The organism is Rahnella sp. 2050 (assembly GCF_040544515.1).
Lineage (GTDB): Bacteria > Pseudomonadota > Gammaproteobacteria > Enterobacterales > Enterobacteriaceae > Rahnella > Rahnella aceris.
In genome coordinates this window covers 333,220-349,899 of sequence record NZ_JBEPKE010000001.1, presented here as the reverse complement: position 1 = coordinate 349,899, position 16,680 = coordinate 333,220, and the positions used below count along the sequence as shown (strand labels likewise).

The 16,680-nt window shown below is 53.6% G+C and carries 11 protein-coding genes; 9 read left to right on the top strand and 2 right to left on the bottom strand.

Features of this window, described 5'->3' with window-relative positions; translation table 11 throughout:
* Positions 1-2 precede the first annotated feature (2 nt).
* From ABIC79_RS01455 to ABIC79_RS01425, 7 genes are all read left to right on the top strand, one after another.
* Positions 3-1,346, top strand: coding sequence for an alginate lyase family protein (locus ABIC79_RS01455; protein ID WP_250981163.1), 1,344 nt, complete (start codon positions 3-5; stop codon positions 1,344-1,346).
* Positions 1,343-3,481: a heparinase II/III domain-containing protein gene (locus tag ABIC79_RS01450; RefSeq protein WP_217243677.1), complete on the top strand. Its 2,139-nt coding sequence runs from the start codon at positions 1,343-1,345 to the stop codon at positions 3,479-3,481. The genes ABIC79_RS01455 and ABIC79_RS01450 overlap by 4 nt, the downstream gene beginning before the upstream one ends.
* A gap of 10 nt (positions 3,482-3,491) precedes the next feature.
* Positions 3,492-4,268: an SDR family NAD(P)-dependent oxidoreductase gene (locus ABIC79_RS01445; RefSeq protein WP_354566488.1), complete on the top strand. Its 777-nt coding sequence runs from the start codon at positions 3,492-3,494 to the stop codon at positions 4,266-4,268.
* Between the two features lie 94 nt (positions 4,269-4,362).
* Entirely contained in the window at positions 4,363-5,073 is a 711-nt protein-coding gene (locus tag ABIC79_RS01440) for a FadR/GntR family transcriptional regulator (RefSeq protein WP_013575388.1), read from the top strand.
* 252 nt (positions 5,074-5,325) lie between these two features.
* Complete coding sequence (locus tag ABIC79_RS01435) at positions 5,326-6,192, top strand: helix-turn-helix domain-containing protein (protein ID WP_121019376.1); 867 nt, start codon at positions 5,326-5,328, stop codon at positions 6,190-6,192.
* A 108-nt stretch (positions 6,193-6,300) separates the two neighbouring features.
* Positions 6,301-7,599, top strand: coding sequence for an MFS transporter (locus tag ABIC79_RS01430; RefSeq protein ID WP_354566487.1), 1,299 nt, complete (start codon positions 6,301-6,303; stop codon positions 7,597-7,599).
* Positions 7,600-7,646: 47 nt separating this feature from the next.
* Complete coding sequence (locus ABIC79_RS01425; RefSeq protein WP_354566486.1) at positions 7,647-10,304, top strand: family 78 glycoside hydrolase catalytic domain; 2,658 nt, start codon at positions 7,647-7,649, stop codon at positions 10,302-10,304.
* A gap of 180 nt (positions 10,305-10,484) precedes the next feature.
* Here the strand turns inward: ABIC79_RS01425 and nifJ are convergent, their stop codons facing one another.
* Positions 10,485-14,015, bottom strand: a complete 3,531-nt coding sequence (nifJ, locus tag ABIC79_RS01420; RefSeq protein WP_119261595.1) for a pyruvate:ferredoxin (flavodoxin) oxidoreductase — start codon at positions 14,013-14,015, stop codon at positions 10,485-10,487.
* A 514-nt stretch (positions 14,016-14,529) separates the two neighbouring features.
* Here nifJ and ABIC79_RS01415 point away from each other — a divergent pair.
* A complete protein-coding gene (locus ABIC79_RS01415) occupies positions 14,530-14,811 on the top strand; it encodes a putative hemolysin (RefSeq protein ID WP_013575393.1) in 282 nt (93 codons plus the stop codon).
* Positions 14,812-14,861: 50 nt separating this feature from the next.
* On the opposite strand, the gene hslJ is transcribed toward ABIC79_RS01415, so the two are convergent.
* On the bottom strand, positions 14,862-15,284 hold the full coding sequence (gene hslJ / locus ABIC79_RS01410) for a heat shock protein HslJ (protein ID WP_013575394.1): 423 nt from the start codon (positions 15,282-15,284) through the stop codon (positions 14,862-14,864).
* A gap of 244 nt (positions 15,285-15,528) precedes the next feature.
* Here hslJ and ABIC79_RS01405 point away from each other — a divergent pair, with 244 nt between their 5' ends.
* Positions 15,529-16,632, top strand: a complete 1,104-nt coding sequence (locus tag ABIC79_RS01405) for an ABC transporter ATP-binding protein (RefSeq protein WP_013575395.1) — start codon at positions 15,529-15,531, stop codon at positions 16,630-16,632.
* Positions 16,633-16,680: the final 48 nt, after the last annotated feature.

Here is a 16,680-nt window from a genome sequence, read left to right as displayed (position 1 = left end):
ACATGACGTTAATGCTGTGCAGTAATGGAAAAGGAGTGACGGCCAGCCTGGTGCTGTTGCTGACGCTGATGACGGGTTCTGCCGGAGCACTGGCTGCGGAACCGGCATTTTTGAATACGGCGCAAATGTCTGTTGTCCGCCAGCAACTGCACGATCACCGTGCGGCACCGCAAACGGCGGAGGCGTATCAGCACTTGCTGGCCGCGGCGGATTCCGCCCTGAACAAGCCTGAGCTGAGCGTGACCGACAAAGGCATGACGCCGCCGGGAGGCTCGAAGCATGATTATCTCAGCCTGAGTGCGTACTGGTGGCCGGACGACAGCACACCCGACGGGCTGCCGTGGGTGCGCAAGGACGGTCATGTGAATCCCGCCAGTAAAAACGACCAGAGTGATGGCGTGCGGCTGGCCGATTTTACCGCACGGGTGCAGAACCTGACGCTGGCGTGGTATTTCTCCGGCGAACAGAAATACGCCGATAAAGCCGCCAGCCTGCTGCGCACCTGGTTTATCAACCCGGAAACGCGCATGAACCCGAATCTGAATTATGCGCAGGGCGTGCCGGGCATTTCGCCGGGACGTAACGCCGGTGTGCTGGATGGCCGCTATTTCTCCACCCGAATTGTCGATTCGTTAGTGCTGTTGCGCGGAAATCCGGCCTGGACAGATAACGACGAACAGCAAATGCGGGCGTGGATGCAGGATTATCTGCAGTGGTTGCAGGGCAGTAAAATCGCGAAAAAAGAAGGGCGAACGGAGAACAATCACGGTAACTGGTATGTGACACAAGTCTCCGGTATTGCCTGGTATCTGGGCGATAAAGCGCTGACTGGCGACATGGCGAAACTGATGAAAAGCAAGCTGGATGTGCAACTCAAACCCGATGGCACGCAGCCTGCCGAGCTGGCGCGCACGCGTTCGTTTCATTACAGCTACTTCAATTTGCAGGCAATCAGCATGATGGCGGTGCTGGCGCAGAAAAACGGCATTGACCTCTGGCATTACAAAACACCACAAGGCGGCAGCGTGCTGACCTCGCTGGATTTCATGGCGCGCTTTACCGATCCGTCAGTGCCCTGGCCATACAAGTCACTCGATCAGATCCGTGTGCGTCCGGTGCCGTTGCTGTCCTGGGCGGATAACGCTACGGGTGAAAACCGTTACGAACAATACATCCGCAGCGCGAAATTCACCTTGCCGCCAGCGGTGAAACCGGCTTCCGGCGGATACCACGAAGACCTGACCCGTGGCGCGGTGATGGAGGCTGAACGCGAAACCTGGCTGCTGTCATTGCCATCGTTTGCGGCAGGATATGTCGCGCCACAGCCTCAGGAGATGCATAAATGAATCACTGGCAGCCGTTGCAGATAAGCGCGGGCGAAGCGGATGAACTGCGCGGACAGATTAATGCAGATTCTCCTTTGGGTGCGGCGCTGCGTGCGCAAATCACCACGCTGGAAAACATGCTCGTGCAGCCGCTGACGATTCCCGGTCACGGCGAGGCCGGTGGCCCTGAGCATACGCAGCACAAGCAAAACTATCTGGGAATCAATCTGGCGGGGCGTTTAGCGCTGATCACCGGTGAGCCACGTTATGGCGATTACGCGCTGGCGCTGCTGACCGGTTACGCCGACATTTATCCCTCGCTGGGCAGCGCGACCAGCAAAGACAGCAATGCGCCCGGTCGTTTGTTCCATCAGACCCTGAATGAAAATATGTTCTGGCTGTACGCCGTCGAAGGCTACCACTGTGTGATGCCATCGCTTAGCGCGGCTCAGCGGGAACATATCGAAACTAACCTGTTTCAGGTGATGGCAGATGATGCGCTGAACCGGCATAGCCGTGATTTCGATATCGTGCATAACCACGGTATCTGGTCGGTGGCCGCAGCGGCGATCAGCGGTTATGTGCTGGACGATGCATCGCTGGTAGAAAAAGCCTTATATGGCCTGAAAGGCGACAGTGAAAGTGGTGGATTCTTTGCCCAGCTCAGCCAGCTTTTTTCGCCGGACGGTTATTATATCGAAGGGCCGTATTACCACCGCTTTGCGTTGCGTCCGTTGTTACTGCTGGCGGAGGCCATTGAACGGCGTCAGCCGGATTTACAGATTTATCAGTTCCGTGAGCAGATTATCCGTAAAACCTGTGAAGCCCTGATGCAGACCGCATTCCCCGACGGCGTCTGGCCTGCGCTGAATGATTCCTCTAAAACCATCAATATCCGTGATGACGGCGCGGTGATCGCCGCCAGCGTCTGCTATTCCCGCTATGGCCACAATCCGCAGTGGATTGCTGTCGCACAACAACAGCAAACGGTGTGGGTGAGTGCGGCCGCGCTGAAACTCTCTGCTGCCCTGAAAAAAGCCCCGGCAACGCCCGTGGACTGGGGCAGCGCAGAACTGCGCGATGGCCCGCAAGGCACGCAGGGCGGCATCGGGATTTTACGCAGTGACGCAGAAAATCAGGACATGGCGCTGATGTGGTACGGCCAGCACGGCAGCATTCCCCGCCTGCATTCGGCGCTCAATCACGGCCACTTTGACGGCCTGCATCTTAGCCTGTTCAGCGGCGGACGCGAGTTCCTGCGTGATTACGGCTTTGGCCGCTGGGTCAACGTCGAGCCTAAATTCGGTGGCCGCTATATTCCTGAAAACAATAGTTACTGCAAGCAGACCGTCGCGCATAACACCGTGGTGGTTGACGGGCAAAGCCAGAATGGCGGCAACAGTCTTGAGGCCGAAACACGCTGGGGCGAACCGCATTTCTTCGTCACGGGTAATCCGGCCTGTCAGGGGATGAGTGCGCGGCTTAATGATTATTATCCGGGGGTGAACCAGCAACGGACGGTGCTGATGCTGAGCCTGCCGGAACTGTCTTCGCCGCTGATCGTCGATGTGTTCCGGCTTACCAGCCATGAGCCGCACCAGTACGATTATTGCCTGCATCATCTCGGTCAGTTTGTCCGCACTGATACCGCTCTTGATGCTGCCAGCCAGCTGACGCCACTCGGCGAAGATCACGGCTATCAGCATTTATGGGATTGCGCGAGGGCTGATATTGCGGCGGGAGATTCGGCCTTATTCAGCTGGCTTGACGGCGACAGTTACCGCACCCTGGTCAGCGCCTTTCCCTACGGTGGCGAACTGATTGTCGCCCGCACCGGTGCCAGCGATCCGAATTTTAACCTGCGTAATGAACCCGCTTTACTGCTGCGAACCCGGGGAGCAAACGCCATTTTCGCCAGCGTGTTTGAAACCCACGGCTATTTTGATGAAGCCAGCGAAACGTCCCTTGACGCGTGTGGCAAGGTTGAACGCGTCAGCGTGGTCAGCCATGACGACGTGCAAACCGAACTGAATATTTACTTTGCCGCCAACCGGACACTGAACGTCCGCATCAGCAACCGCGCCGCACCGGCTGCGGAAGATGCGTTCAGCGTGGCGTGGCAATCCGTTTCACCTCTGAACATCCCTGAATCATAAAGGAGTCACTATGTTTAACGATTTGAAAGGTCAGCGTGTTTTGATCACCGGTTCAACCAAAGGTATCGGGCTGGCGGCGGCGCAGGCATTTGCCGCAGCGGGCGCAAAAGTCGGGATTAACGGCCATCGTCATGATGCCAGCCTGGACAAACTGGCGGCTGATATCGCTAAGAACGGCGGCGAAGTGGCCTATTTTGGTGCGGATGTGACGAAGTCGGCCGAGTGCGAAGCGCTGGTGGCGAGTTTTGTCGAACGCTTTGGTGGCATTGATGTGCTGATTAATAACGCAGGCGGCCTGGGCGGACGTCAGGGGCTGGAAAGCATTGACGATGATTTTTATGACCATGTGATGGATCTCAATGCCCGCTCGGCGCTGATGGTCACAAAATTTGCTATTCCGCATCTGCGTCACGCGGCGAAACAAAGCGGCAAAACCACATCGGTGATCAGCACCGGTTCGATTGCCGGACGCGAAGGCGGCGGGCCGGGTGCCAGTCTCTACGCCGCCTCAAAGGCCTGGCTGCACAATGTGCACCGCAACTGGGTGAAAGAATTCACCCGGTACAATATCCGCTTTAACGTGATCGCGCCGGGCACCATCGACACCGTTTTTCACGCGGATAAGAGCGCAGAAGTGCGCGAAAAAATCGCCGGCTCCATCGCCATGGGTCGTTTCGGCACCGCTGAAGAACTGGCGCCGTCTTACCTGTTTTTCGCCTCGCACGCCTGCAGTGGTTACATCACCGGCCAGATTCTGGATGTGAATGGCGGCCAGATGGCGCCGTAGCGCACAGTTCGGGTGTTTCAGTGTGGCGGGGGCATGCAGCGCGCCGCCACCTGAACTATGATGTCGGCAATCTGCACAGGAAAAAGGGAAGAGCATGACGATGCAGTTTGAAACCGCCGCAGGCATGACCCGTGGCCTGAATACCCATATCGCCCGCGACATCGCCCGCAAAATTCTTTCGGGCGAACTGGCGTCAGGCGCGATACTGCCGAGTGAAATCGAGCTGGGCGAACAGTTTGGCGTCAGCCGTACTGCGTTGCGTGAAGCGCTGAAACTGCTGACCTCCAAGGGATTACTGGAGTCGCGGCCAAAAATCGGCACCCGCGTGAAAGAGCGTCCGCAATGGAACATGCTGGATCCGCAGTTGCTGGAGTGGATGCAGGGCATGGAAGCGACGGAAGATATTTACCACCAGTTTCTGGAATTTCGCAAAGCGATTGAACCGCACGCCACCGCGCTGGCGGCGGTGAACGCCAGTAAAGAGCAACGCATTGAACTCTCAAGAATTTATCGCCAGATGTGTCACGTAGCCGAAAACTTCGATGCACAACATTGGGTCGATATCGATACGCAGTTCCACCGGATGATTTTCATTTCCTCCGGAAACTGTTTTTACGTGCCGTTCGGCAACGTGCTGACCACCATTTTCAAATGGTTCTTTGAGTATTCCTCAAAAGAAGGGGGCATGTGCCTCAGTGAACATAAACGTATTTACGAAGCGATTATGGCTGGTGACGAAGGTGCGGCATTTTCTGCCTCGCTGAGTCTGATGAAAGGGCATAAGCACCGGTTGCATCAGACATAACGTTCAGCAAAACCGTTTCATGCCGTTCCTCCCGATGCGCAGATCTCTCTGCGCATTTTTTATGTCTGATGATCCTCAAATGAGCTCACTGATACAAAAATGAAACAAACGTCACGGGCGGTTACGCCCCAGTGCCAGTGGGTTATATAGACTTGTCATAATTATTACGGTCTAATCATTTTATCAGGACATAACATTTTATGGCGCAGAGTGATTAACGATATTTATTTTAGTTATTAACCCGGTGAATATATGAAAATACTCAAGGTCAGTGATTTCTTTCTCTCGGAACATCATGCTTTCAGTTTATTCGATATGAATCGCCAGTCGATGGAAGATGTACACGGGCATGAGTTTGATGAGCTGGTTATTGTCCGCAACGGCAGCGGGTTTCATATAATCAACGACCAGGCAGAATTTATTCATAAAGGCGATTTTTTCATCGTCAGGGCTCATGATGTCCATTGTTATGAATCCACCAATAAGCTGTCAATTACTAATATTTTGCTCCATAAAGAGCGCCCGTTTTATTTTCTCAATAACATTGGACAACTGACGGCGGGGATCAAAGATTATACTGCCTCGATAAAAAAGCGGCGTGCAGGATTAACGGACGGTGAACTGACGAAAGTTATTGAGCTGACCGATAAAATCACCCGGCAAAGTGATGCCTGTTACGACAACGCCTACTTTGCCACAGCAGAGTCTTATTTATTTTCGATGATGGTCATCCTGTACCAGTGTGCAACCCGCAGGGAATGCCGGGCCAGCCCGACAGATTCCGGCAAGCGACATCTGCTGAATTATTTACGCGAGAATTACACATGCAGCATCAACTGGGATTATTTATGTGAAGAAAGTGGTGTGGCAAAAAGAACGATGTTCAGATTTATAAAAGAGATGACAGGATTTACACCTGAAAAATTTCAGCAGCGTTACCGTCTGTTAAAAACACAGGAATTATTGCGTACCTCAGATTTAACTGTCGGGAAAATAGCCACCGTGTGCGGTTTTTCCACCCCATCACGTCTGACGGAAGCCTATAAAAAAGAGTTTCACAGAACACCCTCGCAGGAGCGAATGAGAGTCAGTAATAGTGTGATTAAAACGCGCTATTAAAAACAAAATTCAATAATAAGAATTAATAATATAAAACCATAACAGCACTAATAATTCAGGATAACTCACGGACTTTTTTATTCACCATTACCTCTGAATGACATTATTATGTCAACCACTAAACAACCTAATCCCTGGTACGTCGGGGTGGTTTCCGGCATGGCGTCATATATTGATTCAGCCGCGATTGTTTCAAACGGAACGGCCCTGGTTATTTATCAGAAAATGATAGGGACAACATCAGCTCAGATAGGCATACTTTCTGGCATATTAACCCTGAGTATTGCACTGGGTGCATTTCTGGGCGGCAGACTGGGGGATTGTTATGGCCGACGCAAAGTGTTTATTGTCACCATGGCAATGATCATTATCGGTACGCTGCTGCTGGCATTCGGCAATACCTTTCCGGTGCTGCTGACTGGCACATTGTTGGTCGGGTTAGCTACCGGTGCAGACTTACCGGTATCACTGGCGACCATTGCTGAAGCGGCGACGGATAAAAATCGCGGGAAAATTATCGGATTGTCGAATCTGCTGTGGTTTTTGGGGATTGGCACCACGATGGCAATTTCTGCCATGGTGGGCGACTGGGGAAGGCCCGGTGCGCAGATTATGTATCTGCATGTCTGCGTGGTGGCCGTCGTTCTGCTGGCGTTGCGCTGTACGATCCCGGAGTCGCCTTTATGGCTGATTGCCCGAAACGAACGGCGTGCAGGCATTGTCACGGTGCGTGCGCAGAAAGCGTCGTTTAAAGATCTTATCCACGGGAAATATCTGTGGCCGTTTATTGCGTTGTGTCTGTTCTATACTTTTACCAATCTTGCAGCGAATACCGGCGGTCAGTTTGGGACTTATATTGCAGTTAACGTAGTTGGTATTTCCGTCGGGCAACACTCGCTGTGGAACCTGCTGACCATGCCGGTCGGGGTATTTGCCGGGATCATGTTTATGCGCTTTGTCGATACACCGAAACGTATCCCCGCGTTTATTTTGGGGGCATTTTGTTTCGCGGGAGGATTCTTCCTGCCGGTAGTATTTAACTTTTCACCCGTATCCTGGTTCTGTTGTTTATTCTTTACCGCGATAGGCAGTGGTCTGGCCTTCGAAGGGATAATGAAAGTCTGGTCGCAGGAATCCTTCCCGACCATGCTCCGGTCTACAGCACAAGGTATTATCGTCGCTATTTCCCGGTTGTTATGCGGTGTGCTGGCATTCATTACGCCACTGCTGCTTGATGCCGGTCCGCTGGTATTGTATTTCATCTTATCCTCTACGGTGGCTTCCGGTTTATTGATCGGCTGGATCTGTTTCCACGGCAAGCAAAGGAATGAATTTAACAGCGAAGCCGGTACGGTTATTAAAGAACCGGCAACACAATATCCGGCATCCGCTATAAAGCAAATCTAGTTGTTTATTTTACCGCTCAGGCAACATTACACGAGGAGTAAGGCATTATGCTCGCAGTGATCAGACTTACAGTAAATCAGGAATCTGCATTGCACGGTGTGCAGGAACTGCCTGTATTAGGCTGGGAAATTGAAAGCCATAACAGAAATGTCCGGCAAACTGCTTACCGGATCCAGATCAGCCAGGATCAGAATTTCGATAATATCCTGCTTCGCGGCGAATGGCAGGAAAGCGAATGTTCAAATAATGTTTCCCTGACGGAATTAATGCTCACATCCTCGCAGCATTATTTTATCCGTGTACAGGTACGTGATAATTATGACGAAACCAGTGCCTGGAGTTCACCTGCGGAGATGATTTCCGGCGTGCTGTATAGCCATGAATGGCTGGCTGATTTTATTACCGCCGAAACGTCGGCAGATAAAGACAATTCCGGCGCAACATTATTGCGAAAACCTTTTGTTCTGAACCGTGCGGAAGATATTCAGTCTGCCTTTATTCATGTCAGTGCACTCGGACTTTATGAATTACATCTCAACGGTCATAAAGTCGGAGAAGATGCCCTGACGCCAGGCTGGACGAGTTATCACCATCATTTACTTTATCAGACTTATGATGTGACGGGACATCTGGAAAAAGGCGAAAACGTTATTGGCGCTATTGTCGGTGCGGGCTGGTACAAAGGCGATATGGGCTTCAGCCGTCATCGCAATTATTATGGTGAACGGAGCGCGCTTATTTCCCAACTGGTCATAAATTATAACGATGGCTCGCATGAAATTGTGGTCAGCGATGAAAGCTGGAAAGGGCAGGATTCCGCCATTCTGTTTTCAGAAATCTATGACGGCGAAACTTACGATGCGCGCAGGGAAATCCCCGGCTGGTGCGTGAAAGGGTTCGCAGAGAAGGGATGGCGTCCGGTCAGTCTGGCGATGCATGAAAAATCCACACTGGTGGCGCAGGGAAGCAACAGGGTCAGGAAAATGGGAGAAATTAAGCCTGTTGCGCTGCTCACCACGCCGCAAGGCGACACAGTCATTGATTTTGGCCAGAATCTCAGTGGCTGGGTAGAGTTTACGGTCAGCGGCAAGGCGGGCGATAAAGTCGTGTTACGCCACTTTGAAGTGCTGGACGCAGAGGGCAATGTGTATCTCGATAATCTGCGTTCTGCCCGACAGCGCACTGAATATGTGCTCAAAGGTAAAGGGGCAGAAACCTGGCATCCGCACTTCACCTGGCAAGGTTTCCGCTTTGTGAAGGTTGAGGAATATCCGGCGCAGTTGGATCTGAATAACTTCACCGCCATTGTTTTGCATTCCGATATGGAGCAGACCGGGTCTTTCGCCTGTTCAAACCCGGATCTGAATCAGTTACACCACAATATTCTGTGGGGGCTGAAAGGTAACTTTGTCGACGTGCCGACGGACTGCCCGCAACGTGACGAGCGGCTTGGCTGGACGGGGGATGCGCAGATTTTTTGCCGTACGGCGAGTTATCTGATGCAAACCCGCAATTTCTTCGCCAAATGGCTGACCGATCTTCGTTATGACCAGACGGCTGAGGGCGGTGTGCCGCACGTTATTCCGGATATTCTGACCGGTTACTGTGGTCAGGACCGCCTGTTGTCTGAAGGCGGAACCCATTCTGCCTCGGCCTGGGCGGATGCCGCGGTGATCAACCCGTGGACAATGTACCTGATGTATGGCGATACCAACGTGCTGGAAAACCAGTATGCCAGCATGAAAGGCTGGATTGATTTCATGACCGCGCATGCGGAAAATTACCTCTGGCATTACAAATTACAGTTTGGTGACTGGGTGGCGCTGGATGCCAAAGAGGGCAGTTATTTCGGTGCTACCCCAAACGACCTGACCTGCACGGCGTATTACGCTTATTCCACGCAATTGTTCGCCAAAGCCGCCAAAGCGCTGAATCGTACTGAAGACTATCAACATTACACTGCCTTGCATCAGGCGATTGTCCGTCGTTTTCAGGAGGAGTTCTTTACGCCATCGGGTCGTCTGGCGGCCAGAACGCAAACCGCGCATATTCTGGCACTGTACTTCAATCTGGTCCCTGACGAATTCCGCCAGCGCACCACCGATACGCTGGTTGAATTGCTCAACGAGCACGACGGGCATCTGGTGACCGGCTTCGTCGGCACGCCGTATTTCTGTCACGCACTCAGCCAGAATGGCCGTACTAAAGAAGCCTGGAATTTACTGCTGAAAGAGGATTTCCCTTCGTGGCTGTATCAGGTGAAAGCCGGTGCCACCACTGTCTGGGAACACTGGGACGGCATTAATCCGGACGGCAGCATGTGGAGCGCGGACATGAATTCCTTCAATCACTACGCTTACGGCGCGGTGGGGGAATGGCTCTACCGCGTGGCGGCAGGGATTGAAGCTGATGAGGAACAGCCCGGATTCAAACACGTCATCATCAAACCGCAGACCGGCGGCGGCCTGAGCTGGCTGGATACCCGCTATCAGTCAATCTATGGTGCGATTGGCGTACGCTGGGAAGTCAGCGGTCAGACCGTCTTCCTTAATGTCACGGTTCCGGCAAATACCTCCGCCACCGTGGTCCTGACGGACGGTCAATCTGTGCAGGAAGCGGACGGGATTGATTTTGTGCGCTGCGCACAGGGATACACCGCTGAGGTGGGATCGGGGGAATATCGGGTGGAATACCGGTTAGTTTAGTGAGGTCGCTTGTTTGCTCCTCCCCCTGCGAAGGGGGAGGTCGGGAGGGGGTTTAGCAGACAAAACGGCCGTCAAAGCACAGGTTAACTTTTTGATTTGTCTGTGATACCCCACCCCAACCCTCCCCTTCGCAGGGGAGGGAGCCGACCGCGTTTTTTTCTCAACTCACAGTTTAAAAACTCAAGACTCCGGCTCGGTCTTCTTCCCCGCCAGCATGGCTAAAAAGTCATATTTAGCCTGTAACTCTTTCTCTGCCACCGCATACAACATCTCTGCTACTTCCGGCTGTTGGGAGTTCAGTCTTCTGAACCGTTGTTCATTATTGAGCGTATCGGTCAGCCCGCTGGAAGGCGGTCTTGAATCGAGGGCCAGTGCCGGTTTGCCTTCTTCGACACGACGCGGATCGAAGCGGTACAGTGGCCAGAAACCGGTGGTAGTCAGTTGTTTCATCTGGTCGTGACTGAGCGCCAGATCATAGCCGTGTTCCTCACACGGGCTGTACGCGATAATCAGCGACGGCCCCGGATACGCTTCGGCTTCCTGAATGGCTTTGACGGTCTGGTTAAGCTGCGCGCCGAGTGAAATCTGCGCCACATACACATGACCGTACATCATCATGCTTACCCCCAGGTCTTTGCGTGATTTGCGTTTTCCCTGTTCTGCGAATTTCGTGACTGCACCGAGCGGAGTCGCTTTCGACTGCTGTCCGCCGGTGTTGGAATAACACTGGGTATCGAGCACCAGCACGTTGACGTTTTCGGTCAGGCTTAAGACGTGATCCAGTCCGCCGAAACCAATGTCATACGCCCAGCCGTCACCGCCAATCAGCCAGATGGATTTATCCACCAGATAATCGGCATCGGTGGCTAACTGACGCGCATCCGGCGTGTCGATGTCTGCCAGAATTTTACGCAGCGCCGTGACATGCCCGCGTTTCACTTCAGGCGTGGACGTGTCATTGCGCAGGCCACCGAGGACGTCCGCCGGAATATGTTCCGCCAGCGATGCAACCAGACGCAGCACGCGGCGGCGGTGCTGATCCACCGTCAGACGAAAGCCCAGCCCGAACTCGGCGTTGTCTTCAAACAGTGAATTTGCCCATGCCGGACCGCGACCTTCGGCGTTAGTGGTGTACGGCGTTGAAGGCAGATTACCGCCATAAATAGACGAACAGCCGGTGGCATTGGCGATCAGCAAACGGTCGCCATAAAGCTGGGTCAGCAGTTTGATGTAAGGCGTTTCGCCACACCCGGAGCAGGCACCGGAATACTCAAACAGCGGGGTGATCAGCTGAGACGTGCGGATATCAATGCGTTCCAGCGTGGTTTTATCAATCTCCGGCAGTTTGAGGAAGAAATCGTAATTGGCGCGTTCTTCTTCCAGATGTTCGATGCGATCCGCCATATTAATGGCCTTGATGGACGGATCCTGACGGTCTTTCGCCGGACACACTTCAACGCACAGATTACAGCCGGTGCAGTCTTCCGGTGCGACCTGCAACACGTACTTCTGACCGCGCATGTCGCGGGATTTCACATCCAGCGATTGCAGGGCAGGCGGCGCATCTGCCATAAATTCCGGCTGAACCACTTTGGCGCGGATCGCCGAGTGCGGACAGGCGGCGACGCAATGATTGCACTGGGTACACAAATCCGGTTTCCAGATCGGCACTTCTTCGGCAATGTTGCGTTTTTCCCATTGCGTGGTGCCGGTCGGCCAGGTGCCGTCCGGCGGGAACGCGGAAACTGGCAGGGCATCGCCAAGACCGGCCAGCATGGTGGCGGTGACAGTTTTGACGAAATCCGGTGCCGCATCGGAAACAATCGGCGGGCGTTTGCGCGGATTTTCCGGAATAGCCTGCAGCGGCACGGAGACCAGTTCTTCCAGCGTAGCGGCCAGCGCCATCCAGTTGCGGGTGACGATCTCTTCGCCTTTGCTGCGGTAACTGCGGGCAATCGCGCCCTGCAATTCGGCGAGCGCCTGTTCGCCCGGCAGGATCTGCGTCAGGTGGAAGAACGCCATCTGCATGACGGTATTAATGCGCGCGCCGAGTTTGCATTCGCGGGCAATTTTGGCAGCGTTAATCACATAGAAACGGGCTTCGCGCTGGATAAGTGTCGCCTGCACTTCCAGCGGTAAACGCGCCCAGACTTCATCAGCGCTGAACGGCGTATTGAGCAGGAAAATACCGCCCGGACGCAGACGTTCTGCCATCTGATACAGGTCGATAAACTGCCACTGATGACAGGCAACGAAATGCGCCTGACTCACCAGATACGCGGATTTGATCGGCTTTTCACTGACGCGCAGATGCGACACCGTCAGGCCACCGGCCTTTTTGGAGTCGTAGACAAAATAACCCTGCGCATACATCGGCGTGCTGTTACCGATGATCTTGATATTGTTTTTGGTGGCCGACACCGAACCGTCGCTGCCCAGGCCATAGAACAGGGCCTCGAGCGACGCGTGCTGCGGCAACGCTTCTTCCACCACCGGCAGGGAAAGGCCGGTGACGTCGTCATAAATGCCGACGGTAAAGCGCGGACGCGGCTGGCTGAGCGACAGTTCGCGGAACACCGACAGCACGCAATCCGGCCCGAATTCTTTCGAGGATAATCCGTAACGGCCGCCGCTCACTTTTGGCAGTGAATCGCGTTCGCCACGGGAATAGGCTTCGGCCAGCGCGGTCATCACGTCGAGGTATAACGGTTCAGCCAGCGCGCCCGGCTCTTTGGTGCGATCCATCACCGCGATGCTTTTCACACTTTGTGGCAGCACGGACAGCAAATGTCCGGCGCTGAACGGACGGTACAGCCGGACCTTCAGTACGCCGACTTTTTCGCCACGGGCATTCAGGGTTTCAATCACTTCTTCGGCGGTGCCGATGCCGGAACCCATCAGCACAATCACCCGTTCGGCTTGCGGATCGCCAACATATTCGAACGGCTTATATTCACGGCCAGTCAGGACGGCAAAAGCATTCATCGCATCAATGACGTGCTGGCCGGTGGCGTTGTAATACGGATTGGTGGCTTCGCGGGACTGGAAATAAGTGTCCGGGTTGGCGGAAGTGCCGCGGATCACCGGATGGTCCGGCGACAGAGCACGGGCGCGATGCGCATCAATCTGCGCCTGCGGCAACATCTGCTGGAGCGTGTCATCACTGAGCGGGGCAATTTTGTTGATTTCGTGCGAGGTCCGGAAACCGTCGAAGAAATGAATAAACGGCACGCGGCTGTTGAGACTGGCAACCTGAGAAATCAGCGCGAAATCCTGCGCTTCCTGCACGCTGGCGGCAGAGAGCAGGGCGCAACCGGTCTGGCGTACGGCCATCACATCCGAATGATCGCCAAAAATGGACAGCGCGTGGGTGGCTACGGTGCGCGCAGCGACATGCAGCACGAACGGCGTCAGTTCACCGGCCAGCTTGTACAGCGTCGGGATCATCAGCAACAGACCCTGAGACGAGGTGAACGAGGTCGACAGTGCGCCGGTCTGCAACGCGCCATGCACGGTGGAAATCGCACCGGCTTCCGACTGCATTTCCATTACCGTCGGGACATCGCCCCACAAATTTTTCTTCCCTTCGCCTGACCAGGCACCGGCAATTTCGGCCATGGTTGAACTGGGGGTGATCGGGTAGATAGCAATCACTTCGTTGGTACGATAAGCCACGGAAGCGACTGCATTATTACCATCAGTGGTGATCATGGAATACCTTTTTTGCTTTGCTCACAATGGCAGCCAGCGGAAAAGTCGGTTGCTGGCGGGAATGTTAAAAGCTTAGCAGAGGGCGGATTAATCGATTTATCCTGATTGTGTGCAGGGCTATTTCGGCTGATATTTTAAGCGGTTACTGAATAACCCGAGGCGCTGGGATTATTATTAGCTGTCGTGCAGAAGCCGGTTCGGGACAGCGGCTAAATAGGGGCGTGAAGGGCGCGCGCGTGATGATTAATGAATATCTTTCGACAAATTCAGTCAGCATATAAGCGCCTTATCATTATATTTTCCCGCGAATGCAGCGGGAAAAGCGGTTAATTACTGTTGGTTTTATGCGTTAAAGAAATAACCGGCCGAAATAAAATGTGTCTGAGTGTTTAAATTTGAGATTATTTTAGGAAAAAGTTGATGTTATTTTGCCGAAAGGCTCGACGCAGGCGAAAAACGTCGGATATGATGGCGATTCGCAAAAAAATCCCCGTCATATTCAGGAGCAGGACAGATGATCACTGCGTTTCGCGTGTTACTGGCCGCCGGTGTGCTGGTGTTAGCCGCATGCAGCAGCCACGACGATTCGGCTGACGTTCCACAAAAAGGCAACAGCGTTAATATCGGGCAACGTACCGTTAATATGGATAGCCCGGCGTATGCAGCCTGTTCGATGGCGGGCGGGCAATTACGGATGGCGCCGCAACTTGATGGCAGCCGCGTCGGTATGTGTTCGATGGCTAATGGTCGTCAGTGCTCGGAAAGTGCTTTGATGCAGGGTGTGTGTAAAGCCTGATAAACGCCAGACAGTCGTCTGGCGTTTTTGCAGTTAACGTGGCAATAAATTTACATCCGGTCTTTCAGACGATAAATCAACTGGTGTTTACCCTGTTTCAGGGTCAGTTTGTTTTCCTGCAAGGTCAGCGCCGCGCCGTTATTGAGCACATCGCTGATCACGTGATCCCACTTATTCAGGTTTTCATCCGGGCACATCATCATGGTGGATGCCAGTCCTTTCACGGTCAGCACGTTGTTTTGCAACTGGCCCTGACCCATGAAGTTATTACACATTTTTCCCGAAACGTGCATGTTTGAGCCGAACTCAATGTCCGGAATGCGCCCTTGCGCGGCAGGCACCGTCTGACCATCGACGCTCAGCAACTCAAAACGGTGATGCTGCAAATCGGTCTGTTTAACGGCGGTATTCTGATTCATGCTGCACGCCCCCAGGGTCATCGCGGCGGCCAGAACAAACAGTGACTTCTTCATCTTCTCTCCTGAGAAATATTCCTTTGGCACTCGCCATGTCGATATATTCAACTGACTTATGCAATATTTGTTGGCGTATTATAGCGTGAATGAATGGGAATTTTAAGCCCTTAACTCCCTCCCTCTTCGCAGGGGGAGGGGCTTAAAACCTTGTCCGTCTTTATCCCGTCATCTCCCGATCATAAAAGCGTCATTTTAGCCCGATAGGTTATGCCCATCACCGGTCAGAGAGACTTACAGCGGCATGAGCTACCTATCACTGCATCACATCCGGAAATCCTGGGGGACGAAAGTGGCCCTCAATGACATCAGTTTTGATGTGGAAGAGGGTGATTTTATTGCCTTGCTCGGTCCTTCCGGCTGCGGAAAATCGACGTTATTACGCACCATCGCCGGGCTGGAAACGGCGGAAAGCGGTACGTTGTATTTTCAGCAATCCGATGTCACGTCGCTGGCACCCTCGCAGCGTAAACTGTCGATGGTGTTTCAGTCTTACGCGTTATTTCCGCACATGAATGTGCGCGAAAATCTGCTTTTCGGCCTGCGTGCGCGTGGCGAAGACAAGCGTCATTTTGCATCGCGGCTGGCGGACGTCAGCAGGCTGATGGAACTGGAGCCGCTGCTTGACCGCTTACCTTCGCAGCTTTCCGGCGGTCAGCAACAGCGCGTGGCGCTGGGCCGGGCGGTGATTGCCAACAACAGGCTGTGCCTGATGGACGAACCGCTTTCCAATCTCGACGCCAAACTGCGCCAGAGTATGCGCCGCGAAATCCGTGCAATTCAGAAGAAGCTCGGCCTGACCTTATTGTATGTCACGCACGATCAGACCGAAGCGATGAGCATGGCGGACAAAATCATTTTGCTCAACGATGGCCGCATCGAGCAACACGACACCCCGGATAACCTTTATAACAACCCGACCAGCATTTTTGCCGCGCAATTTATCGGTGCGCCGCCAATGAATATTCTGCCGCTCGAACGCCGGGGGCAGCATCACTATCTCGCCGGTACGCCGCTGCCGGTGGTGGAAAACCTCAACGAAAACGCCCTGAGTCTCGGCCTGCGCGCCGAAGATATTCAGCTGATTTCGCCTGAACACGCCAGCCTGACCGCCCGGGTGGTCAGCCATGAATACATGGGGGCGGACACCCTGGTGGCCTGCGCACTTGCCGGATATCCCGAGCTAATGACCGTGAAAGTCGCGGGCATGAAACGCTTTGCTGATGGTCAGAGGGTCGGTCTGCAATGGACCACGGGCGCACAATATTTTTTCATTACAGCAGACGGAAAACGCTGCTTCCACGCTGAGCAATCCTGTTTACCGTCAGATCACAGAGTTGCTGTGTAGTTGTCATTTTTTGCCGTTATTCACTTTTATTGACTCATACAACGCCTA

Coding starts and splice junctions, on each gene's coding strand:
- ABIC79_RS01445 (WP_354566488.1), top strand. CDS start 3,492: ATGTTTAACGATTTGAAAGGTCAGCGTGTTTTGATCACCGGTTCAACC.
- ABIC79_RS01430 (WP_354566487.1), top strand. CDS start 6,301: ATGTCAACCACTAAACAACCTAATCCCTGGTACGTCGGGGTGGTTTCC.
- hslJ (WP_013575394.1), bottom strand. CDS start 15,284: ATGAAGAAGTCACTGTTTGTTCTGGCCGCCGCGATGACCCTGGGGGCG.
- ABIC79_RS01435 (WP_121019376.1), top strand. CDS start 5,326: ATGAAAATACTCAAGGTCAGTGATTTCTTTCTCTCGGAACATCATGCT.
- ABIC79_RS01450 (WP_217243677.1), top strand. CDS start 1,343: ATGAATCACTGGCAGCCGTTGCAGATAAGCGCGGGCGAAGCGGATGAA.
- ABIC79_RS01455 (WP_250981163.1), top strand. CDS start 3: ATGACGTTAATGCTGTGCAGTAATGGAAAAGGAGTGACGGCCAGCCTG.
- ABIC79_RS01425 (WP_354566486.1), top strand. CDS start 7,647: ATGCTCGCAGTGATCAGACTTACAGTAAATCAGGAATCTGCATTGCAC.
- ABIC79_RS01415 (WP_013575393.1), top strand. CDS start 14,530: ATGATCACTGCGTTTCGCGTGTTACTGGCCGCCGGTGTGCTGGTGTTA.
- ABIC79_RS01440 (WP_013575388.1), top strand. CDS start 4,363: ATGACGATGCAGTTTGAAACCGCCGCAGGCATGACCCGTGGCCTGAAT.
- ABIC79_RS01405 (WP_013575395.1), top strand. CDS start 15,529: ATGAGCTACCTATCACTGCATCACATCCGGAAATCCTGGGGGACGAAA.
- nifJ (WP_119261595.1), bottom strand. CDS start 14,015: ATGATCACCACTGATGGTAATAATGCAGTCGCTTCCGTGGCTTATCGT.